This window comes from Pseudomonas berkeleyensis (assembly GCF_014109765.1).
GTDB classification, from domain to species: domain Bacteria; phylum Pseudomonadota; class Gammaproteobacteria; order Pseudomonadales; family Pseudomonadaceae; genus Aquipseudomonas; species Aquipseudomonas berkeleyensis.
In genome coordinates this window covers 3669533-3685430 of record NZ_CP059139.1, presented here as the reverse complement: position 1 = coordinate 3685430, position 15898 = coordinate 3669533, and the positions used below count along the sequence as shown (strand labels likewise).

Annotated in this window: 14 protein-coding genes; 12 read left to right on the top strand and 2 right to left on the bottom strand. The window is 61.4% G+C overall.

All coding sequences use genetic code 11. The features are described from left to right. Positions 1-179: 179 nt before the first annotated feature. From HS968_RS17070 to nagZ, 3 genes are read left to right on the top strand one after another with little or no spacing between them, the layout of a single operon-like run. Positions 180-887 (top strand): TetR/AcrR family transcriptional regulator, encoded by a 708-nt coding sequence (locus tag HS968_RS17070; RefSeq protein ID WP_179622023.1) that lies wholly within the window; start codon positions 180-182, stop codon positions 885-887. Positions 888-929: 42 nt separating this feature from the next. Beyond that, on the top strand, positions 930-1457 hold the full coding sequence (locus HS968_RS17065) for a L,D-transpeptidase (protein WP_182367410.1): 528 nt from the start codon (positions 930-932) through the stop codon (positions 1455-1457). 11 nt (positions 1458-1468) lie between these two features. After that, entirely contained in the window at positions 1469-2467 is a 999-nt protein-coding gene (gene nagZ / locus HS968_RS17060; RefSeq protein ID WP_182367407.1) for a beta-N-acetylhexosaminidase, read from the top strand. A gap of 87 nt (positions 2468-2554) precedes the next feature. Here nagZ and HS968_RS17055 read toward each other — a convergent pair whose 3' ends face one another. Beyond that, on the bottom strand, positions 2555-3076 hold the full coding sequence (locus HS968_RS17055; RefSeq protein WP_179622021.1) for a CsiV family protein: 522 nt from the start codon (positions 3074-3076) through the stop codon (positions 2555-2557). Between the two features lie 11 nt (positions 3077-3087). Next, complete coding sequence (mfd, locus tag HS968_RS17050) at positions 3088-6540, bottom strand: transcription-repair coupling factor (RefSeq protein WP_182367404.1); 3453 nt, start codon at positions 6538-6540, stop codon at positions 3088-3090. A 130-nt stretch (positions 6541-6670) separates the two neighbouring features. Between mfd and HS968_RS17045 the strand changes: the two genes are divergently transcribed. The 9 genes from HS968_RS17045 to nqrM all read left to right on the top strand — a co-directional run bounded on the left by HS968_RS17045 (position 6671) and on the right by nqrM (position 15709). After that, complete coding sequence (locus HS968_RS17045) at positions 6671-8137, top strand: glyceraldehyde-3-phosphate dehydrogenase (protein ID WP_182367401.1); 1467 nt, start codon at positions 6671-6673, stop codon at positions 8135-8137. A gap of 477 nt (positions 8138-8614) precedes the next feature. Further along, complete coding sequence (locus HS968_RS17040; RefSeq protein WP_182367397.1) at positions 8615-9952, top strand: Na(+)-translocating NADH-quinone reductase subunit A; 1338 nt, start codon at positions 8615-8617, stop codon at positions 9950-9952. A 2-nt stretch (positions 9953-9954) separates the two neighbouring features. Next, a complete protein-coding gene (locus HS968_RS17035; protein ID WP_182367394.1) occupies positions 9955-11166 on the top strand; it encodes an NADH:ubiquinone reductase (Na(+)-transporting) subunit B in 1212 nt (403 codons plus the stop codon). Further along, positions 11159-11944, top strand: coding sequence for a Na(+)-translocating NADH-quinone reductase subunit C (locus HS968_RS17030; RefSeq protein WP_182367392.1), 786 nt, complete (start codon positions 11159-11161; stop codon positions 11942-11944). Before HS968_RS17035 ends, HS968_RS17030 begins: the two co-directional genes overlap by 8 nt. Positions 11945-11947: 3 nt before the next feature. Then, a complete protein-coding gene (locus tag HS968_RS17025) occupies positions 11948-12616 on the top strand; it encodes an NADH:ubiquinone reductase (Na(+)-transporting) subunit D (RefSeq protein WP_106736355.1) in 669 nt (222 codons plus the stop codon). Continuing rightward, on the top strand, positions 12616-13224 hold the full coding sequence (gene nqrE / locus HS968_RS17020; RefSeq protein WP_182367389.1) for an NADH:ubiquinone reductase (Na(+)-transporting) subunit E: 609 nt from the start codon (positions 12616-12618) through the stop codon (positions 13222-13224). Before HS968_RS17025 ends, nqrE begins: the two co-directional genes overlap by 1 nt. Positions 13225-13234: 10 nt before the next feature. Beyond that, positions 13235-14458, top strand: coding sequence for an NADH:ubiquinone reductase (Na(+)-transporting) subunit F (gene nqrF / locus HS968_RS17015; protein WP_179622016.1), 1224 nt, complete (start codon positions 13235-13237; stop codon positions 14456-14458). A 1-nt stretch (position 14459) separates the two neighbouring features. After that, on the top strand, positions 14460-15488 hold the full coding sequence (locus HS968_RS17010) for an FAD:protein FMN transferase (protein WP_179622015.1): 1029 nt from the start codon (positions 14460-14462) through the stop codon (positions 15486-15488). After that, positions 15485-15709, top strand: a complete 225-nt coding sequence (gene nqrM / locus HS968_RS17005) for a (Na+)-NQR maturation NqrM (RefSeq protein WP_119692826.1) — start codon at positions 15485-15487, stop codon at positions 15707-15709. Before HS968_RS17010 ends, nqrM begins: the two co-directional genes overlap by 4 nt. Positions 15710-15898 lie beyond the last annotated feature (189 nt).

Below are 15898 nucleotides of genomic sequence, written 5' to 3'. Positions count from 1 at the left end.
TTGCTCTTGGCAACGATCAATTTCTCTCCTTATCTGCCTGTGCTGTCGTGCGGGGTGATGAACGCGCGTCATTGCCTGTTGTAAGCTGTGACCGGTTGGCCAAAAGACGGCCGATGCGACTTGACAATTCGATAGGCTGAAACGTATGTTTCAAACGAGTGTTTGTCAGGTGATCATTCATGGCTCAGTCGGAAACCGTTGAACGCATTCTCGATGCTGCGGAACAGCTGTTCGCGGAAAAAGGCTTCGCCGAAACTTCGCTGCGCCTGATCACCAGCAAGGCCGGGGTGAACCTGGCTGCCGTCAACTATCACTTCGGTTCGAAGAAGGCGCTGATCCAGGCGGTCTTCTCGCGCTTTCTCGGGCCTTTCTGTGCCAGCCTCGAAAAAGAGCTCGACCGCCGTCAGACCAAGTCCGACGTTCAGGTCTCGCTGGAGGAACTGCTCGAGTTGCTGGTCGAGCAGGCACTGGCGGTAAAACCGCGTAGTGGCAATGATCTCTCCATCTTCATGCGTTTGCTCGGCCTGGCGTTCAGCCAGAGCCAGGGCCACCTGCGTAAATACCTGGAAGAGGTGTACGGCAAGGTATTTCGCCGTTACATGCTGCTGGTGCACGATGCTGCACCGCGCATTCCGCCGTTGGAGCTGTTTTGGCGGGTGCACTTCATGCTTGGCGCCGCGGCGTTCAGTATGTCCGGTATCAAGGCGTTGCGTGCCATGGCCGAAACCGACTTCGGCGTGAACACTTCCATCGAGCAGGTCATGCGCATGATGGTGCCGTTCCTCGCCGCCGGTATGCGTGCCGAGACGGGGGTTGCCGATCCTGCTCTGGCCGCCGCCCAACTCAAGCCGCGTAGCAAGACTACGAGCGCGCCGGCCAAAGTCTGACTGCGGTGGGCTTGCTGCGAGCCATCCGCTAAGCTAGGCGTCATGCCGGATCTCGACTTACTGCATATCTCCATTGCCGACCAGGCGCTCTACGGGTTCCGTTCGGGCCGTCTGCTCGTGCGTCTTCCTGTCTCTACTGCACTCAACGGGGCGGGGGAAAGCAACGGCAGTGGTTGCACGCCTCGTGGTTTGCATCAGGTGCGCGCGCGTATTGGCGCGGGGCTGCCACTGGCGGCGGTATTGCGCGGGCGACGCTGGACGGGTGAGGTCTGGTCGCCCGAGCTGCACCAGCAGTTTCCTGGCCGTGACTGGATCCTGACCCGCATTCTTTGGTTGAGCGGCATTGAGCCGGGGCGTAATCGTCTTGGCTCGGTCGATACGTTTCGTCGCTATATCTACCTGCACGGCACGCCGGACACGGAACCGATGGGCACGCCGTTGTCACATGGCTGCATTCGTCTGCGCAATACCGACATGCTGACGTTGTTCGAGCGTGTACCGACGCACTGTCAGGTGCGCATCGATGAGGCAGCATGCCCGCAGTGGGCCGCAGAACCCGATTTTCAGTAAGGAATACTCTTATGCAAGGCTCTTTGATGATGGACATCGCCGGTACCTGGCTGACCGCAGAGGATCGTCAGATGCTGCGCCAGCCGCAAGTGGGTGGCCTGATCATCTTTGCGCGCAATATCGAGTCGCCGCGCCAGGTGCGTGAGCTCTGTCAGTCTATTCGTGCGCTGCGCCCTGATCTGCTTTTGGCAGTGGATCAGGAGGGTGGCCGGGTGCAGCGTCTCCGTCAGGGCTTTCTGCGGCTGCCAGCGATACGTGCGATTGCCGACAACGATGATGCTGAGACGCTGGCCGAGCATTGTGGCTGGCTGATGGCGACCGAAGTGCTGGCGGTCGGGCTGGATCTGAGTTTCGCGCCAGTGCTGGATCTCGATCACCAGCGCAGTGCGGTGGTTGGCAGTCGGGCTTTCGAAGGCGATGCGCAGCGTGCCGCGTCTCTGGCCGGCGCTTTCATTCGTGGCATGCGCCAGGCTGGCATGGCGGCTACCGGTAAGCACTTCCCGGGGCATGGCTGGGCAGAGGCCGACTCGCATGTAGCGATTCCGCGAGACGAACGTAGCCTGGAAGCGCTTCGCGCTCGTGACATGCTGCCGTTCAAGCTGCTGGCTGGCGAGCTGGATGCGGTGATGCCGGCACATGTCATTTATCCGCAGGTGGACGAGCAGCCCGCTGGTTTTTCACGCCGCTGGCTGCAGGAGATTCTGCGTGGTGAGCTGGGCTTCGATGGTGTTATCTTCAGTGATGACCTGTCCATGGCCGGCGCTCATGTGGCAGGTGATGCCGGGCAGCGTATCGAGGCGGCGCTGAGTGCGGGTTGCGATATGGGGCTGGTGTGCAATGACCGTGCAGCCGCCGAACTGGCCCTTGCCACTCTGCAGTGCTTGAATGTGACCGCTCCGGCGCGCTTGGCGCGCATGCGCGGTCGTGGCCATGCCTGCACCGATTATCGCCAGGTACCACGTTGGCAGCAGGCGGTGTCCGCTCTGCGTGCCGCTCAGTTGCTGGCTTGAAGCCTACCGGGGTGGGGCGGGGCGGGGCGCGTAGGGTGCGCCGTGCGCACCGATGAGTTCATCAGGTGCGCGCGGTGCAAAGATGGATCAGAGCGGGTTGATGCGGATCAGCACGCCCAGGCTGCCGTGATCGAGATAGGTGAGCGCGTTGTCCTTCAGGCGCTGGGCGACCTTCAGGTGTTCACTGGCTTCCAGTAGACCGTCGCTGCTGAAGCGGTTGATCCACAGTTCGATATCCAGATCGGTGAATCGCTCCTGTACGAAATTCAACGTGCCCTCGACCGGGTAGTGGCCAAAATGCGCCTCGCCGCTGCTGATGGCTGCGCGATTTGGATTGCTGCCCAAGGTCTGGGCCCATGCCTTGTGCAGCAGCACCTGGTAGCCATTGCTTGCATTGAGCTTGGCGGCCTCGCTGTCGAGTGTCGTGGGGCGTTCGCTGCCGGCAATCGGTAGGGCGGTGCCGGCCCAATCGTCCGGTGCAACCTTGGGAGCCAGCACTGGCTCGCCAGCCTGGCGGAACACCAGCACCTCCACCTGGTAGAGGCGTTCGGCGAAGGCGCTCGGTGCGAGCAGGCAGAGCAGCAGGGCGATCAGGTGCAGTGGGCGCATGGAGGAGTCCTTCAGGTGGTTGGGGCAAGGCGTTCGAGCAGGGCTTCCAGGGTGTTGAAGCGTTCTTCGGCGCGCTCCATCGGTACCTGGATCTTGAACACGGTAGCGCCTTCGAACTTGTAGCGCTTGGGCTGAGCTTGGATCAGCTTGATCAGGGTCAGTGGGTCGACGCAGGTCTCTGCGGCAAATTCGATACGTCCGCCCTGCGGGCCGGCGTCGACCTTGGTGATGCCAAGCTTGTCGGCCTGCAGCTTGAGCAGGGTCAGGCGCATCAGGTTCTTGGTCGGCTCCGGCAGCAGGCCGAAGCGGTCGATCATCTCCACCTGCAGTTCCTTCAGCCCTTCTTCGTCACTGGCGTTGGCGATGCGCTTGTAGAGGATCAGGCGGCTGTGCACGTCGGGCAGGTAGTCCTCGGGGATCAGCGCCGGTACACGCAGGTTGATCTCCGGGCCGCCGCCCAGCGGCTGATCCAGATTGGGCTGCTCGCCTTTCTGGATGGACTTGACCGCACGCTCGAGCATTTCCATGTACAGGGTGAAACCCACGGCCTGGATCTGCCCGCTCTGGCCGTCGCCGAGCAGTTCGCCTGCGCCGCGGATTTCCAGGTCGTGGGTGGCCAGGACGAAGCCGGCGCCGAGATCCTGGGCATTGGCGATGGCTTCCAGGCGCTTTTCAGCGTCCGGAGTCATCTGCTTGCGTGGCGGCGTCAGCAGGTAGGCGTAGGCCTGGTGGTGACTACGGCCGACGCGGCCGCGCAGCTGGTGCAGTTGGGCCAGGCCGAATTTGTCGGCGCGGTCGATGATGATGGTGTTGGCGCTCGGTACGTCGATGCCGGTCTCGATGATGGTCGAGGCCACCAGCACGTTGAAGCGCTTGTGGTAGAAGTCGCTCATCACCTGTTCGAGATCGCGCTCGCGCAGTTGCCCGTGACCGATGCCGATACGTGCTTCGGGCACCAGTTCGGCGAGGTCGGCGGCGCACTTCTCGATGGTCTTCACGTCGTTGTGCAGGTAGTACACCTGGCCGCCGCGTAGCAGTTCGCGCAGCAGGGCTTCCTTGATGGTCGGCTTGTTGGCCTCCATGACGAAGGTGCGTACCGACAGGCGCCGCGCCGGCGGCGTGGCGATGATCGACAGATCGCGCATGCCGGCCACGGCCATGTTCAGCGTGCGCGGAATCGGCGTGGCGGTCAGGGTGAGGATATCCACTTCGCTGCGCAGGGCCTTGAGCTGCTCCTTCTGGCGCACGCCGAAACGGTGTTCCTCGTCGATGATCGCCAGGCCCAGATTCTGGAACTTGACGTCATCCTGCAGCAGCTTGTGGGTGCCGATGACGATATCCACCTTGCCTTCGGCCAGTTGCTGCACGGCGTCTTCGACTTCCTTGGCACTCTTGAAACGACTCATTACCTCGACTTTCACTGGCCAATCGGCGAAGCGGTCGCGGAAGCTGTTGTAGTGCTGTTGGGCGAGCAGGGTGGTGGGCACCAGCACCGCCACCTGTTTGCCACTATGCACGGCGATAAAGGCCGCGCGCATGGCCACTTCTGTCTTGCCGAAGCCGACATCGCCGCAGACCAGGCGATCCATCGGCTTGCCGGCCAGCATATCGCTGCGTACGGCGTCGATGGCGGCCTGCTGGTCCGGGGTTTCCTCGAAGGGGAAGCCGGCGCTGAAGGTGGCGTAGTCCAGCGCCGGGTCCTGGAAGGCGAAGCCTTCGCGGGCGGCGCGGCGGGCGTAGATATCGAGCAACTCGGCGGCGACGTCGCGTACCTGTTCGGCCGCCTTGCGCTTGGCCTTCTGCCAGACTTCCGAGCCGAGCCGGTGCAGCGGCGCCAGAGCGTCATCACTGCCGGTGTAACGGGCGATCAGGTGTAGGCTGGCCACCGGCACGTACAGCTTGGCTTCGTCGGCGTACTGCAGGGCGAGGAATTCGGCAGCCTGACCGTCGAACTCCATGGTCACCAGGCCCAGGTAGCGGCCGACGCCATGGTCGATATGCACCACCGGTGCGCCTTCGCGCAGTTCGGTGAGGTTCTTGATGACGTTGTCGCCGCCGTCACGGCCTTTCTCGCGACGACGACGCTGCATCACGCGCTGGCCGAACAGCGGGCTTTCGGCGATCAGCGCCAGTTCGTCGAGCAGCAGGCCTTCGTCTAGCGGAGCGATGCAGATGCCCAGGCGCTCGCTACCGCTGATGAACGCTGGCCAGCCGTCGACTTCCTTGGGCTTGAGCTTGAGGCGGGCGAGCAGCTCCAGCAGCACTTCACGGCGGCCGGCCGATTCGGCGCAGAACAGGATTCTGCCCGGGTGCTCCTCGATAAAGCGGCGCAGCGCCGCCAGCGGTTCGCCGGCTTTGGCCTGGATCGCCAGGTCAGGCAAGGGGCGTGCGTCGAAGCGGGTATTGCCGACGCCAGGCTCGATGTCCTGCTGGTTTGCTACCACGCGCGGCCAGCTTTTCAGACGGGCGAAGCAGTCTTCCACTGGCAGGAAGATATCGGCTGGCGGCAGTAGCGGACGTTCCGGATCAACGCGGCGGTCTTCGTAACGGTTTCTGGCGTCCGTCCAGAACTGTTCGGCGGCTTTCTCGATCCCTGGCAGGGAAAACACCTGGGTGTCACTCGGCAGGTAGTCGAACAGCGTGCCGGTTTCTTCGAAAAACAGCGGCAGGTAGTACTCGATGCCCGCGGGCGTGATGCCGGAGGACAGATCCTGATAGATCGGGCAGCGGCGGAAGTCGACGTCAAAGCGCTCGCGGAAGCGCCCACGGAAATCGGTGACGGCCTTTTTCTCCAGTGGGAACTCGCGGGCCGGTAGCAGGCGGATCGATTCCACCTTGTCTATCGAGCGCTGGGTTTCCGGGTCGAAGGTGCGCAGGGTCTCGATTTCGTCATCGAACAGGTCGATACGGTAGGGCGTGTCGCTGCCCATCGGGAACAGGTCGATCAGTGCGCCGCGTACGGTGAATTCGCCGTGTTCGTAAACCGTGTCCACGTAGCGATAGCCGGCAGCTTCGAAGCGGCTGCGCATCTCCTCGACGTCGAGTTTCTGGCCGACGTCCAGCACCAGGCTGCTACCCAGCAGGAAGCGCTTGGGTGCCAGGCGGTGCAGGGCGGTGGTGATCGGCACTACAAGAATGCCGCTGGTCAGCGCCGGAAGGCGATAGAGCGCGGCGATGCGCTGGGAAATGATGTCCTGATGCGGCGAAAACACATCGTAGGGCAGGGTTTCCCAGTCGGGAAAATGCAGCACCGGCAAGTCGGGGGCGAAGAACGCCAGTTCTTCCTGCAGGCGCTCGGCGCTCTGGCTGCCTTCTGTAAGAACGAGAGTGAAGCGGCCTGCGCTGCTGGCTGCCTCGGCGATGGCCAGAGAGAGGGCTGCACCAGGCAGATTGCCCCATTGCTGCTTGCCGGCGTTGGCCGGCAAGGACGGGAGTTTGAGTACGGACTGGGTCGTTGCGGACACGGGCGGCTCAAGGTTGCTCGGACAGGGCGCCGATTGTAGCGGGGCAGGGCGATGGTGTCAGTGTCGACAGGCGCGCATTGCTCCAGGCAGCAAGCACCGTCATAATGTAGCCCCTTTTTTCAGCCCCTACATGTGGAAGGTACTGCCCGTGACTCAGAAGCCCGACCAGTGTCTCGGTGAATGGATTGATCGTGAAGCACTCGCAGAAGCGATGATTCCGCTGATTGGTCAGCTCTATCGCAACAACAATGTGGTGACCTCGATCTATGGCCGTGGCCTGATCAACCGTTCGGTCATCGACATCCTCAAGGCTCACCGTTTTGCCCGTCACCGCCTGGCTGAAGATGCCGAGCTGTCGGTGCACGACACCTTCCCCATGCTCAAGGCGATGAGCGAGCTCAAACTGGGCGCCGCCTCCGTCGACCTGGGCAAGCTGGTTGCCAAATTCAAGGCCGAAGGTGCTGGTCGCGACGTCGTCCAGTTCGTCAAGGACGAGCTGGACGAGGTGGTTGGCAAGCAGAATGGCGCTGGTCGTGAAGGCACTGACGTCGTCCTGTATGGTTTCGGCCGCATCGGTCGTCTGCTGGCGCGCATCCTGATCGAGAAGACCGGTGGTGGCGACGGCCTGCGTCTGCGTGCCGTGGTGGTGCGCAAGGGGGCCGAGAACGACCTGGTCAAGCGCGCCAGCCTGCTGCGCCGCGACTCGGTGCATGGCAAGTTCAATGGCACCATCACCATCGATGAAGAGCACAACACCATCACCGCCAATGGCAACCTGATTCAGGTCATCTACTCCAACGACCCGGCGTCCATCGACTACACCCAGTACGGCATCAAGAATGCCCTGCTGGTGGACAACACCGGCAAATGGCGTGATGCCGAAGGCCTCGGTCAGCACCTCAAGTGCCCGGGCGTCGATCGTGTGGTACTGACCGCGCCGGGCAAGGGTGCGCTGAAGAACATCGTGCACGGCATCAACCACAGCGAAATCACCGCTGAGGACAAGATCATTTCCGCTGCCTCCTGCACCACCAACGCCATCGTGCCGGTGCTCAAGGCGGTCAATGATCAGTACGGTATCGTCAACGGTCACGTCGAGACCGTTCACTCGTACACCAACGACCAGAACCTGATCGACAACTTCCACAAGGGCAGTCGTCGTGGTCGTAGCGCCGCGCTGAACATGGTCATCACCGAAACCGGCGCCGCTACCGCTGCTGCCAAGGCTCTGCCCGTGCTGAAAGGCAAGCTGACCGGTAACGCCATTCGTGTACCGACGCCGAACGTGTCGATGGCCATTCTCAATCTGAACCTGGAGAAGGCCACCACTCGCGAAGAGATCAACGAGTACCTGCGCCAAATGGCCATGCACTCGGATCTGCAGAAGCAGATCGACTTCGTCAGTTCGCAGGAAGTGGTCTCGACTGATTTCGTCGGTTCGCGTCACGCTGGTGTGGTCGATGCCGAAGCCACCATCGCCAACGATAATCGTGTCGTGCTGTACGTCTGGTACGACAACGAGTTTGGCTACAGCTGCCAGGTGGTTCGCGTGATGGAAGACATGGCTGGGGTCAACCCGCCGGCTTTCCCGCGCTGATAGCGGGTTAGCGTGAAAAGGAACGGGAGCTTCGGCTCCCGTTTTTTATTGCCTGTCGTTCTAGGTGGCCAAATTTCCCCGTCGCTGCCAGGAAAATTTAAGAAAATTTTTCAGGATTTTTTATCGCTCTTTGTAGGGGCGGCGACCTCTCTTTACGCCTCTGCGTCATAACGCCGCATCCCGCGTGGTGGCTGGTTTTGGGGGAGTTGGCAGGGGGCAATCTCGTATCCGAACGTGACCGGCTGGACACGTCCTGACAGATGCAAGACTGTTGCCATCTGTTACCAAATGGTCAAAAAAAACAAGCGCTTGGGTGGTCAGGGTGGGGGGGGATATTTATAATCGGGCGGATTTCTTACCCGGTTTCGGTCTTGCTGTCCATGTCACCCAAAGGGCTGACGTGGTTCATTGCTTTGGGTCTTCCGACCCTCCGTCACCTAATTAAAATTTTTATAAATCAAGTGGTTAGGCAACCCTATGATCAAGATTAAGCATGGGCTCGATTTGCCCATAAAGGGAGGGCCAGCACAGCACATAGATGCTGCCAGGCCAATCCGGAGCGTGGCCGTCCTAGGCCCCGATTATCACGGTATGAAGCCAACCATGGAGGTGCAGGTCGGGGATCGGGTCAAGCTGGGACAGGTGCTATTCAGCGACAAGAAGACCCCTGGCGTTCACTTCACGTCGCCAGCAGCTGGTGTGGTCAGCGCCATTCACCGTGGTGAGCGTCGCGTATTGCAGTCGGTGGTTATCGACGTAGAAGGCGACGAGCAGATTACCTTCGCTCAGTATCCGGCCGAGCAACTGGCCAGCCTGACTCAGGAGCAGGTACGTGAGAACCTGCTGCAATCCGGCCTATGGACTGCACTGCGTACTCGCCCCTTCAGCAAGGTTCCGGCCCCCGAAGCCCAACCGAGTTCGATCTTCGTCACTGCCGTCGATACCCATCCGCTGGCTGCCGATCCGCAAGTCGTGATCACCGAGCAGGCCGCTGATTTCGAGAACGGCCTCAAGGTTCTGACCCGTCTGGCCAAGGTCTTCCTGTGCAAGGCCGAAGGTGTGAGTCTGCCGGGTGAGACGTTGACCGATGTGCGCAGCGAAAGCTTCTCTGGCCCGCATCCGGCCGGTCTGCCGGGTACTCACATTCACTTCCTTGACCCGGTCAGCGCGAGCAAGAGCGTCTGGCACATCGGTTATCAGGACGTGATCGCCATCGGCAAGCTGTTCACCACTGGGCAACTGTGGGTCGAGCGCGTCGTGGCGCTGGCCGGCCCCGTGGTGGAGCAGCCGCGTCTGCTGCGTACCCGTCTGGGCGCCAGTCTGGACGAACTGGCTGCTGGTCAGCTCAAGCCCGGCCACAACCGGGTCATTTCCGGTTCCGTATTCGGCGGTCGTACCGCTCGTGGGCCGTTCGCTTTCCTGGGGCGTTACCACAATCAGGTTTCTTGCCTGGGCGAAGGTCGTGACCGCGAAATGCTGCACTACCTGCGTGCCGGGGTGAACAAGCACTCGGTGCTCAACATCTTCGTGTCGAAGGTAATGGGCGGCAAGCTGTTCGACTTCACCACCACCACCAATGGCAGCCCGCGCGCCATGGTGCCGGTCGGCAACTATGAAGAAGTCATGCCGCTGGACATCCTGGCAACCCAACTGCTGCGCTCGCTGATCGTCGGTGATACCGAGATGGCTCAGCAACTCGGTTGCCTGGAGCTGGACGAGGAAGATCTGGCGCTGTGCACCTACGTGTGTGCCGGCAAGTATGAATACGGCCCGATCCTGCGCGACAACCTGGCCCACATCGAGAAGGAGGGTTGAGCATGGGTGTGCGTGAATTCCTCGACAAGATCGAGCACAACTTCGAGAAGGGCGGCAAGTACGAGAAGTGGTATGCCTTGTACGAAGCTGTGGACACTTTCTTCTATCGTCCTGGCAGCGTGACTCGCACCACCGCTCACGTGCGTGATGGTATCGACCTCAAGCGCATGATGATCACCGTCTGGGCTTGCACCTTCCCGGCCATGTTCTTCGGCATGTGGAACATCGGCTACCAGGCCAACCTGGTCTATGCGCAGAGCCCGGATCTGCTGGCTGCGCAGGAGGGCTGGCGCTTCGGCCTGATCGGCGCGCTGGGCGGTTTCGACCCGAGCAGCCTATGGGACAACTTCATCCAGGGTGCTGCGTACTTCCTGCCCATCTATCTGACGGCCTTCATCGTCGGTGGCTTCTGGGAAGTGCTGTTCGCTTCGATTCGCAAGCATGAGGTCAACGAAGGTTTCTTCGTCACCTCCGTGCTGTTCGCTCTGATCCTGCCACCGAGCATTCCACTCTGGCAGGTGGCCATGGGCATCAGCTTCGGTGTGGTGATCGGCAAGGAAATCTTCGGGGGTACCGGCAAGAACTTCCTCAACCCGGCACTGGTTGGTCGCGCCTTCCTGTTCTTCGCCTACCCGGCGCAGATTTCCGGTGAGGAAGTCTGGACCTCGGTAGACGGCTTCGCCGGAGCGACTGCACTGAACACCGCTGCAGCGTCCGGCATTCAGGGCGTGATCGAAGGTGGCCTGACCTGGACCCAAGCGTTCATTGGTCTGATGCCTGGCTCGATCGGCGAGACCAGCACCGCCGCCATCCTGCTCGGTGGTGCGTTCCTGCTGCTGACCAAGATCGCCTCGTGGCGCATTGTCAGCGGCGTGATGATCGGCATGATCGCCACCGCCACGCTGTTCAACGTCATCGGTTCGGAAACCAATTCGCTGTTCGCCATGCCTTGGTATTGGCACCTGGTCACCGGCGGCTTCGCCTTCGGCATGATCTTCATGGCCACCGACCCTGTGTCGGCTTCCATGACCAATACCGGCAAGTGGATCTTCGGCATCGTCATCGGCCTGCTGGTCACCGTGATTCGTGTGGTCAACCCGGCCTTCCCGGAAGGCATGATGCTGGCGATCCTGTTCGGCAACCTGTGTGCGCCCCTGATCGACCACTACGTGGTACGGGCCAACGTCAAGCGGAGGCTGGCACGTAATGTCTAAAATCAAAGAAACTCCTGTCCGCACCCTGGTGGTGGCGCTGGTCATGTGCCTGGTGTGCTCGATCGCCGTATCGGCTGCCGCACTGATCTTGCGTCCGGCCCAGCAGGAAAACGCGTTGGTCGATCGCCAGCGCGCGGTGCTGGAAATCGCCGGGCTGTGGCAGCCTGGCATGTCCAACGACGAGATTCGTGAGGTCTTCAGCGCCAAGGTCACCCCGCGTCTGGTCGACATGCGCAGCGGCCAGTTCAGCGATGCGCATGATCCGCACACCTTCGATCAGAACAAGGCCTCCAAGGAGCCGGGGCTGTCCAGCACCATTCCGGCCGCTCGCGATATCGCCTCGATCCGTCGTCTGGAGCACTACGCGGTGGTCTACGTGATCGAGCACGATGGCCAGATGGATCGCCTGATCCTGCCGGTGCGTGGCTATGGCCTGTGGTCGACCATGTACGGTTTTGTCGCACTGCAGCCGGATCTCGATACCGTCGCCGGCCTGGGTTTCTACCAGCATGGTGAAACACCCGGTCTTGGTGGTGAGATCGACAACCCCAATTGGCAAGCCAAGTGGGTCGGCAAGAAGGTCTACGACGACGGTGAGGCCGCTCTGCGCGTGATCAAGGGCAGCGTCAACCCGGAAAACCCGCAGGCTGACTACCAGGTCGACGCCATCGCAGGCGCGACCCTCACCGGCAACGGCGTCACTCACATGATTCAGTTCTGGCTTGGCGAGGACGGCTTTGGCCCGTTCCTCAAGAAGCTGGCCGCAGGGGAGGCTTGATCCATGTCCAAACCCACCATGAAAGAACTGTTGCTCGATCCGATTCTGAACAAGAACCCGATCGGCCTGCAGATTCTCGGCATCTGCTCGGCGCTGGCGGTTACCTCCAGCCTGAGCACGGCGCTGGTACTGTCCATCGCCCTGACCTTGGTCACCGGCTTCTCCGGTTTCTTCATCTCTCTGGTGCGTAGCCAGATTCCCGGCTCCATCCGCATGATCGCCCAGGTGGTGATCATCGCGTCGCTGGTGATCGTGGTCGACCAGTTCCTCAAGGCCTATGCCTACAGCCTGAGTCAGCGGCTGTCGGTGTTCGTCGGTCTGATCATCACCAACTGCATCGTGATGGGCCGGGCCGAAGCCTTCGCCATGTCCAACCCGCCGGTCGCCTCGTTCGTCGACGGTATCGGTAACGGCCTGGGCTACAGCGCCATGCTGATCGCTCTGGGTGTGGTGCGTGAACTGTTCGGTGCGGGCTCGCTGCTCGGCTATCAGATTCTGGAAACCGTCAACAACGGTGGCTGGTATCAACCCAACGGCCTGCTGCTGCTGCCGCCGTCGGCGTTCTTCCTGATCGGCCTGTTCATCTGGGCCCTGCGTAGCTACAAGACCGAGCAAGTGGAAAAGGTCGAGTACCGCATGGCGCCGCAGGTCAAGAATGAGGAGGCCTATTAATGGAACACTACATCAGCCTGTTCGTCCGTGCGGTGTTCATCGAGAACATGGCACTGGCGTTCTTCCTCGGCATGTGTACCTTCCTGGCGATTTCCAAGAAGGTCGAAACCTCCCTGATGCTGGGTCTGACGGTGATCGTGGTGATGATCATCACCGTGCCGCTGAACAACCTGCTCTATGTCTACCTGCTCAAGGAAGGCGCGTTGAGCTGGGCCGGCATGCCGGACACCGACCTGAGCTTCCTCGGCCTGATCTGCTACATCGGCCTGATCGCCGCGGTGGTGCAGATCATGGAAATGGTGCTCGACAAGTACCTGCCGGCGCTCTACAACGCGCTGGGTATCTTCCTGCCGCTGATCACCGTGCACTGCGCCATCTTCGGCGGCACGCTGTTCATGGTCGAGCGTGATTACAACTTCACCGAGAGCGTGGTCTACGGCGCCGGTGCCGGCGTCTCCTGGGCCCTGGCGATCATCCTGCTTGCCGCCATCCGCGAGAAGCTCAAGTACAGCGATCCGCCCGCCGGGCTGCGTGGCCTGGGCCTGACCTTCATCACCGTCGGCCTGATGTCGCTGGGCTTCATGTCGTTCTCCGGCGTACAGCTGTAAGGGGTTACTAATGGCTTTCGAGATTCTAGTGGCAGTCGCCATGTTCACCGGGGTCATCGTCGCCCTGGTGGCGGTGATCCTCATGGCTCGTGCGCGCCTGGTTTCCAGCGGCGACGTGAACATCGAGATCAATGGTGAGCGCACCATTACCGTTCCGGCTGGCGGCAAGCTGCTGCAGACCCTGGCCGAGAACGACATCTTCCTGTCTTCCGCCTGTGGCGGTGGCGGCACCTGCGCGCAGTGCAAGTGCATCGTCGAGAGCGGTGGCGGCGAGATGCTGTCCACCGAGGAGTCGCACTTCAACAAGCGCGAGGCTCGTGAGGGCTGGCGCCTGTCCTGCCAGACTCCGGTCAAGCAGGACATGAAGATCGAGGTTCCGGAAGAAGTCTTCGGTGTGAAAAAGTGGGAATGCACCGTCGAGTCCAACCCGAACGTCGCGACCTTCATCAAGGAGCTGACGCTCAAGCTGCCGGAAGGCGAGAACGTCGATTTCCGCGCCGGTGGTTACGTGCAGCTGGAGTGCCCGCCGCACACCGTGCACTACAAGGACTTCGACGTGCAGGAGGAGTATCGTGGCGACTGGGACAAGTTCAACCAGTGGAAGTACGTCTCCAAGGTCGACGAGACCGTGATCCGCGCCTACTCCATGGCCAACTATCCGGAAGAGCGCGGTCTGGTGAAGTTCAACATCCGTATCGCGTCGCCGCCTCCGGGTAAGGATCACTTGCCGCCAGGCAAGATGTCGTCCTGGGTGTTCAATCTCAAGCCGGGCGACAAGGTCACCGTGTACGGGCCGTTCGGTGAGTTCTTCGCCAAGGACACCGATGCCGAGATGGTCTTCATCGGCGGTGGTGCCGGCATGGCGCCGATGCGTTCGCACATCTTCGACCAGCTCAAGCGCCTGAACTCCAAGCGCAAGATCAGCTTCTGGTACGGCGCGCGCTCCATGCGCGAGGCGTTCTACGTCGAAGAGTACGACCAACTGCAGGCCGAGAACGAAAACTTCAAGTGGCACCTGGCGTTGTCCGATCCGCAGCCCGAAGACAACTGGACCGGCTACACCGGCTTCATCCATAACGTGCTGTACGAAAACTACCTCAAGGACCACCCGGCCCCCGAGGATTGCGAGTTCTACATGTGCGGCCCGCCCATGATGAACGCCGCCGTGATCAAGATGCTGGTGGATCTGGGCGTCGAGCGTGACAACATCCTGCTCGACGACTTCGGCGGCTGATATGGCCCTGCGCATCATCAAGCCCGTCATCGCTGCCGCATTAGCGGCAGCCCTGACGGGCTGCTTGTTTTCCGACACCCTGGAAAGTTTTGGCGGCCCGACCATGGGCAGCACCTACACGGTGAAGTACGTGCGCAGTTCCGGTGTGCCGCAACCCCATGAGCTGCAGCTCGAGGTGGAAGCGTTTCTCGCCGAGCTGGACGGGCAGATGTCCACCTACCGCAAGGATTCCGACATCGAGCGCTTCAACGATGCGCCGGCCGGAACCTGCCAGACCATGCCCGAACCCGTGTTGATGCTGGTGCGTTATGGCAAGGAGCTGTCGCAGATCAGTGACGGAGCCTTCGACCTGACCCTGGAGCCGCTGCTCAACCTGTGGGGCTTCGGGCCCAAAGGGCAGGGTGAGCGCGTGCCGAGTGCCGAAGCTCTGGCCGAAGTTCGTCAGCGCGTAGGGCACGAGCATCTGCGTATCGACGGACAGCAACTGTGCAAGGACGCGGCCGTGGAGGTGGATTTCAATGCCATCGCCGCCGGCTATGCCGTCGACAGCATTGGTGAACTGCTCCACCGCAAAGGTGTCCGCAGTTATATGGTCGAGGCTACCGGTGAGCTCAAGGCCGTGGGGCGCAAGCCCGATGGTTCGCCCTGGCGAATCGCGCTGGAAGAGCCGCGTGACGATCAGCGTGTGGCGCAGCGGATCATCGAGCTGGACGGTTACGGGGTTTCCACTTCCGGTGACTACCGCAACTACTTCGAGGAGAACGGTCAGCGCTACTCGCACACGCTCGATCCGTCGAGCGGGGCGCCGATCAATCACCGTCTGGCGGCTGTCACCGTCATCGTTCCGTCGGCGCTGCATGCCGATGGGTTGTCTACCGTATTAATGGTGCTTGGCCCGGATCGTGGCTATGCATTCGCCGAACGTGAGCAGATTGCCGCCTTCTTCATCACCCGTGAGAACGAAGGTTTCAGCACCCGCAGCACGCCGGCATTCGATGCGCTTTTCGGGGCGCAAGGAGAGAAACCATGACCTGGTTACTGGTATTCGTCATCATGCTGATGGTCGTACTTGGCATGGCCGTCGGCGTGCTCATGGGGCGCAAACCGATTGCCGGTTCCTGCGGCGGTATCGCCAACCTGGGGATCGAGAAGGAATGCTCCATCTGCGGCGGTGATCGCACCAAGTGCGAAGAAGCCAACGCCGAGGACGAGGCTGACAGCAGCCTGGCCTACGACGCGACCAAACGATAATGGCAGGACAGCGCGCAGATGAGTCATGCTGCGCGTTCCGATTCCTGTGGCTCGCCAATCAGGGCGGCCACTCTGGGTACCATGCTGAGCGATTGCGAAGATTTCCCCCGGAAGTTTTTGCCAGCCGTCATGCGGCCCGCGATAATCGATGCCCATCAATGGCCTGGCGCATGCCGGCGGTTGGTGCTG

Excerpts from the sequence above, each read along its gene's own strand:
- HS968_RS17055 (WP_179622021.1), bottom strand. The coding sequence starts at position 3,076 with ATGCGCCCACTGCACCTGATCGCCCTGCTGCTCTGCCTGCTCGCACCG.
- nqrF (WP_179622016.1), top strand. The coding sequence starts at position 13,235 with ATGGCTTTCGAGATTCTAGTGGCAGTCGCCATGTTCACCGGGGTCATC.
- HS968_RS17035 (WP_182367394.1), top strand. The coding sequence starts at position 9,955 with ATGGGTGTGCGTGAATTCCTCGACAAGATCGAGCACAACTTCGAGAAG.
- nqrE (WP_182367389.1), top strand. The coding sequence starts at position 12,616 with ATGGAACACTACATCAGCCTGTTCGTCCGTGCGGTGTTCATCGAGAAC.
- HS968_RS17065 (WP_182367410.1), top strand. The coding sequence starts at position 930 with ATGCCGGATCTCGACTTACTGCATATCTCCATTGCCGACCAGGCGCTC.
- HS968_RS17025 (WP_106736355.1), top strand. The coding sequence starts at position 11,948 with ATGTCCAAACCCACCATGAAAGAACTGTTGCTCGATCCGATTCTGAAC.
- nqrM (WP_119692826.1), top strand. The coding sequence starts at position 15,485 with ATGACCTGGTTACTGGTATTCGTCATCATGCTGATGGTCGTACTTGGC.
- nagZ (WP_182367407.1), top strand. The coding sequence starts at position 1,469 with ATGCAAGGCTCTTTGATGATGGACATCGCCGGTACCTGGCTGACCGCA.
- HS968_RS17045 (WP_182367401.1), top strand. The coding sequence starts at position 6,671 with ATGTGGAAGGTACTGCCCGTGACTCAGAAGCCCGACCAGTGTCTCGGT.
- HS968_RS17070 (WP_179622023.1), top strand. The coding sequence starts at position 180 with ATGGCTCAGTCGGAAACCGTTGAACGCATTCTCGATGCTGCGGAACAG.
- HS968_RS17010 (WP_179622015.1), top strand. The coding sequence starts at position 14,460 with ATGGCCCTGCGCATCATCAAGCCCGTCATCGCTGCCGCATTAGCGGCA.
- HS968_RS17030 (WP_182367392.1), top strand. The coding sequence starts at position 11,159 with ATGTCTAAAATCAAAGAAACTCCTGTCCGCACCCTGGTGGTGGCGCTG.
- HS968_RS17040 (WP_182367397.1), top strand. The coding sequence starts at position 8,615 with ATGATCAAGATTAAGCATGGGCTCGATTTGCCCATAAAGGGAGGGCCA.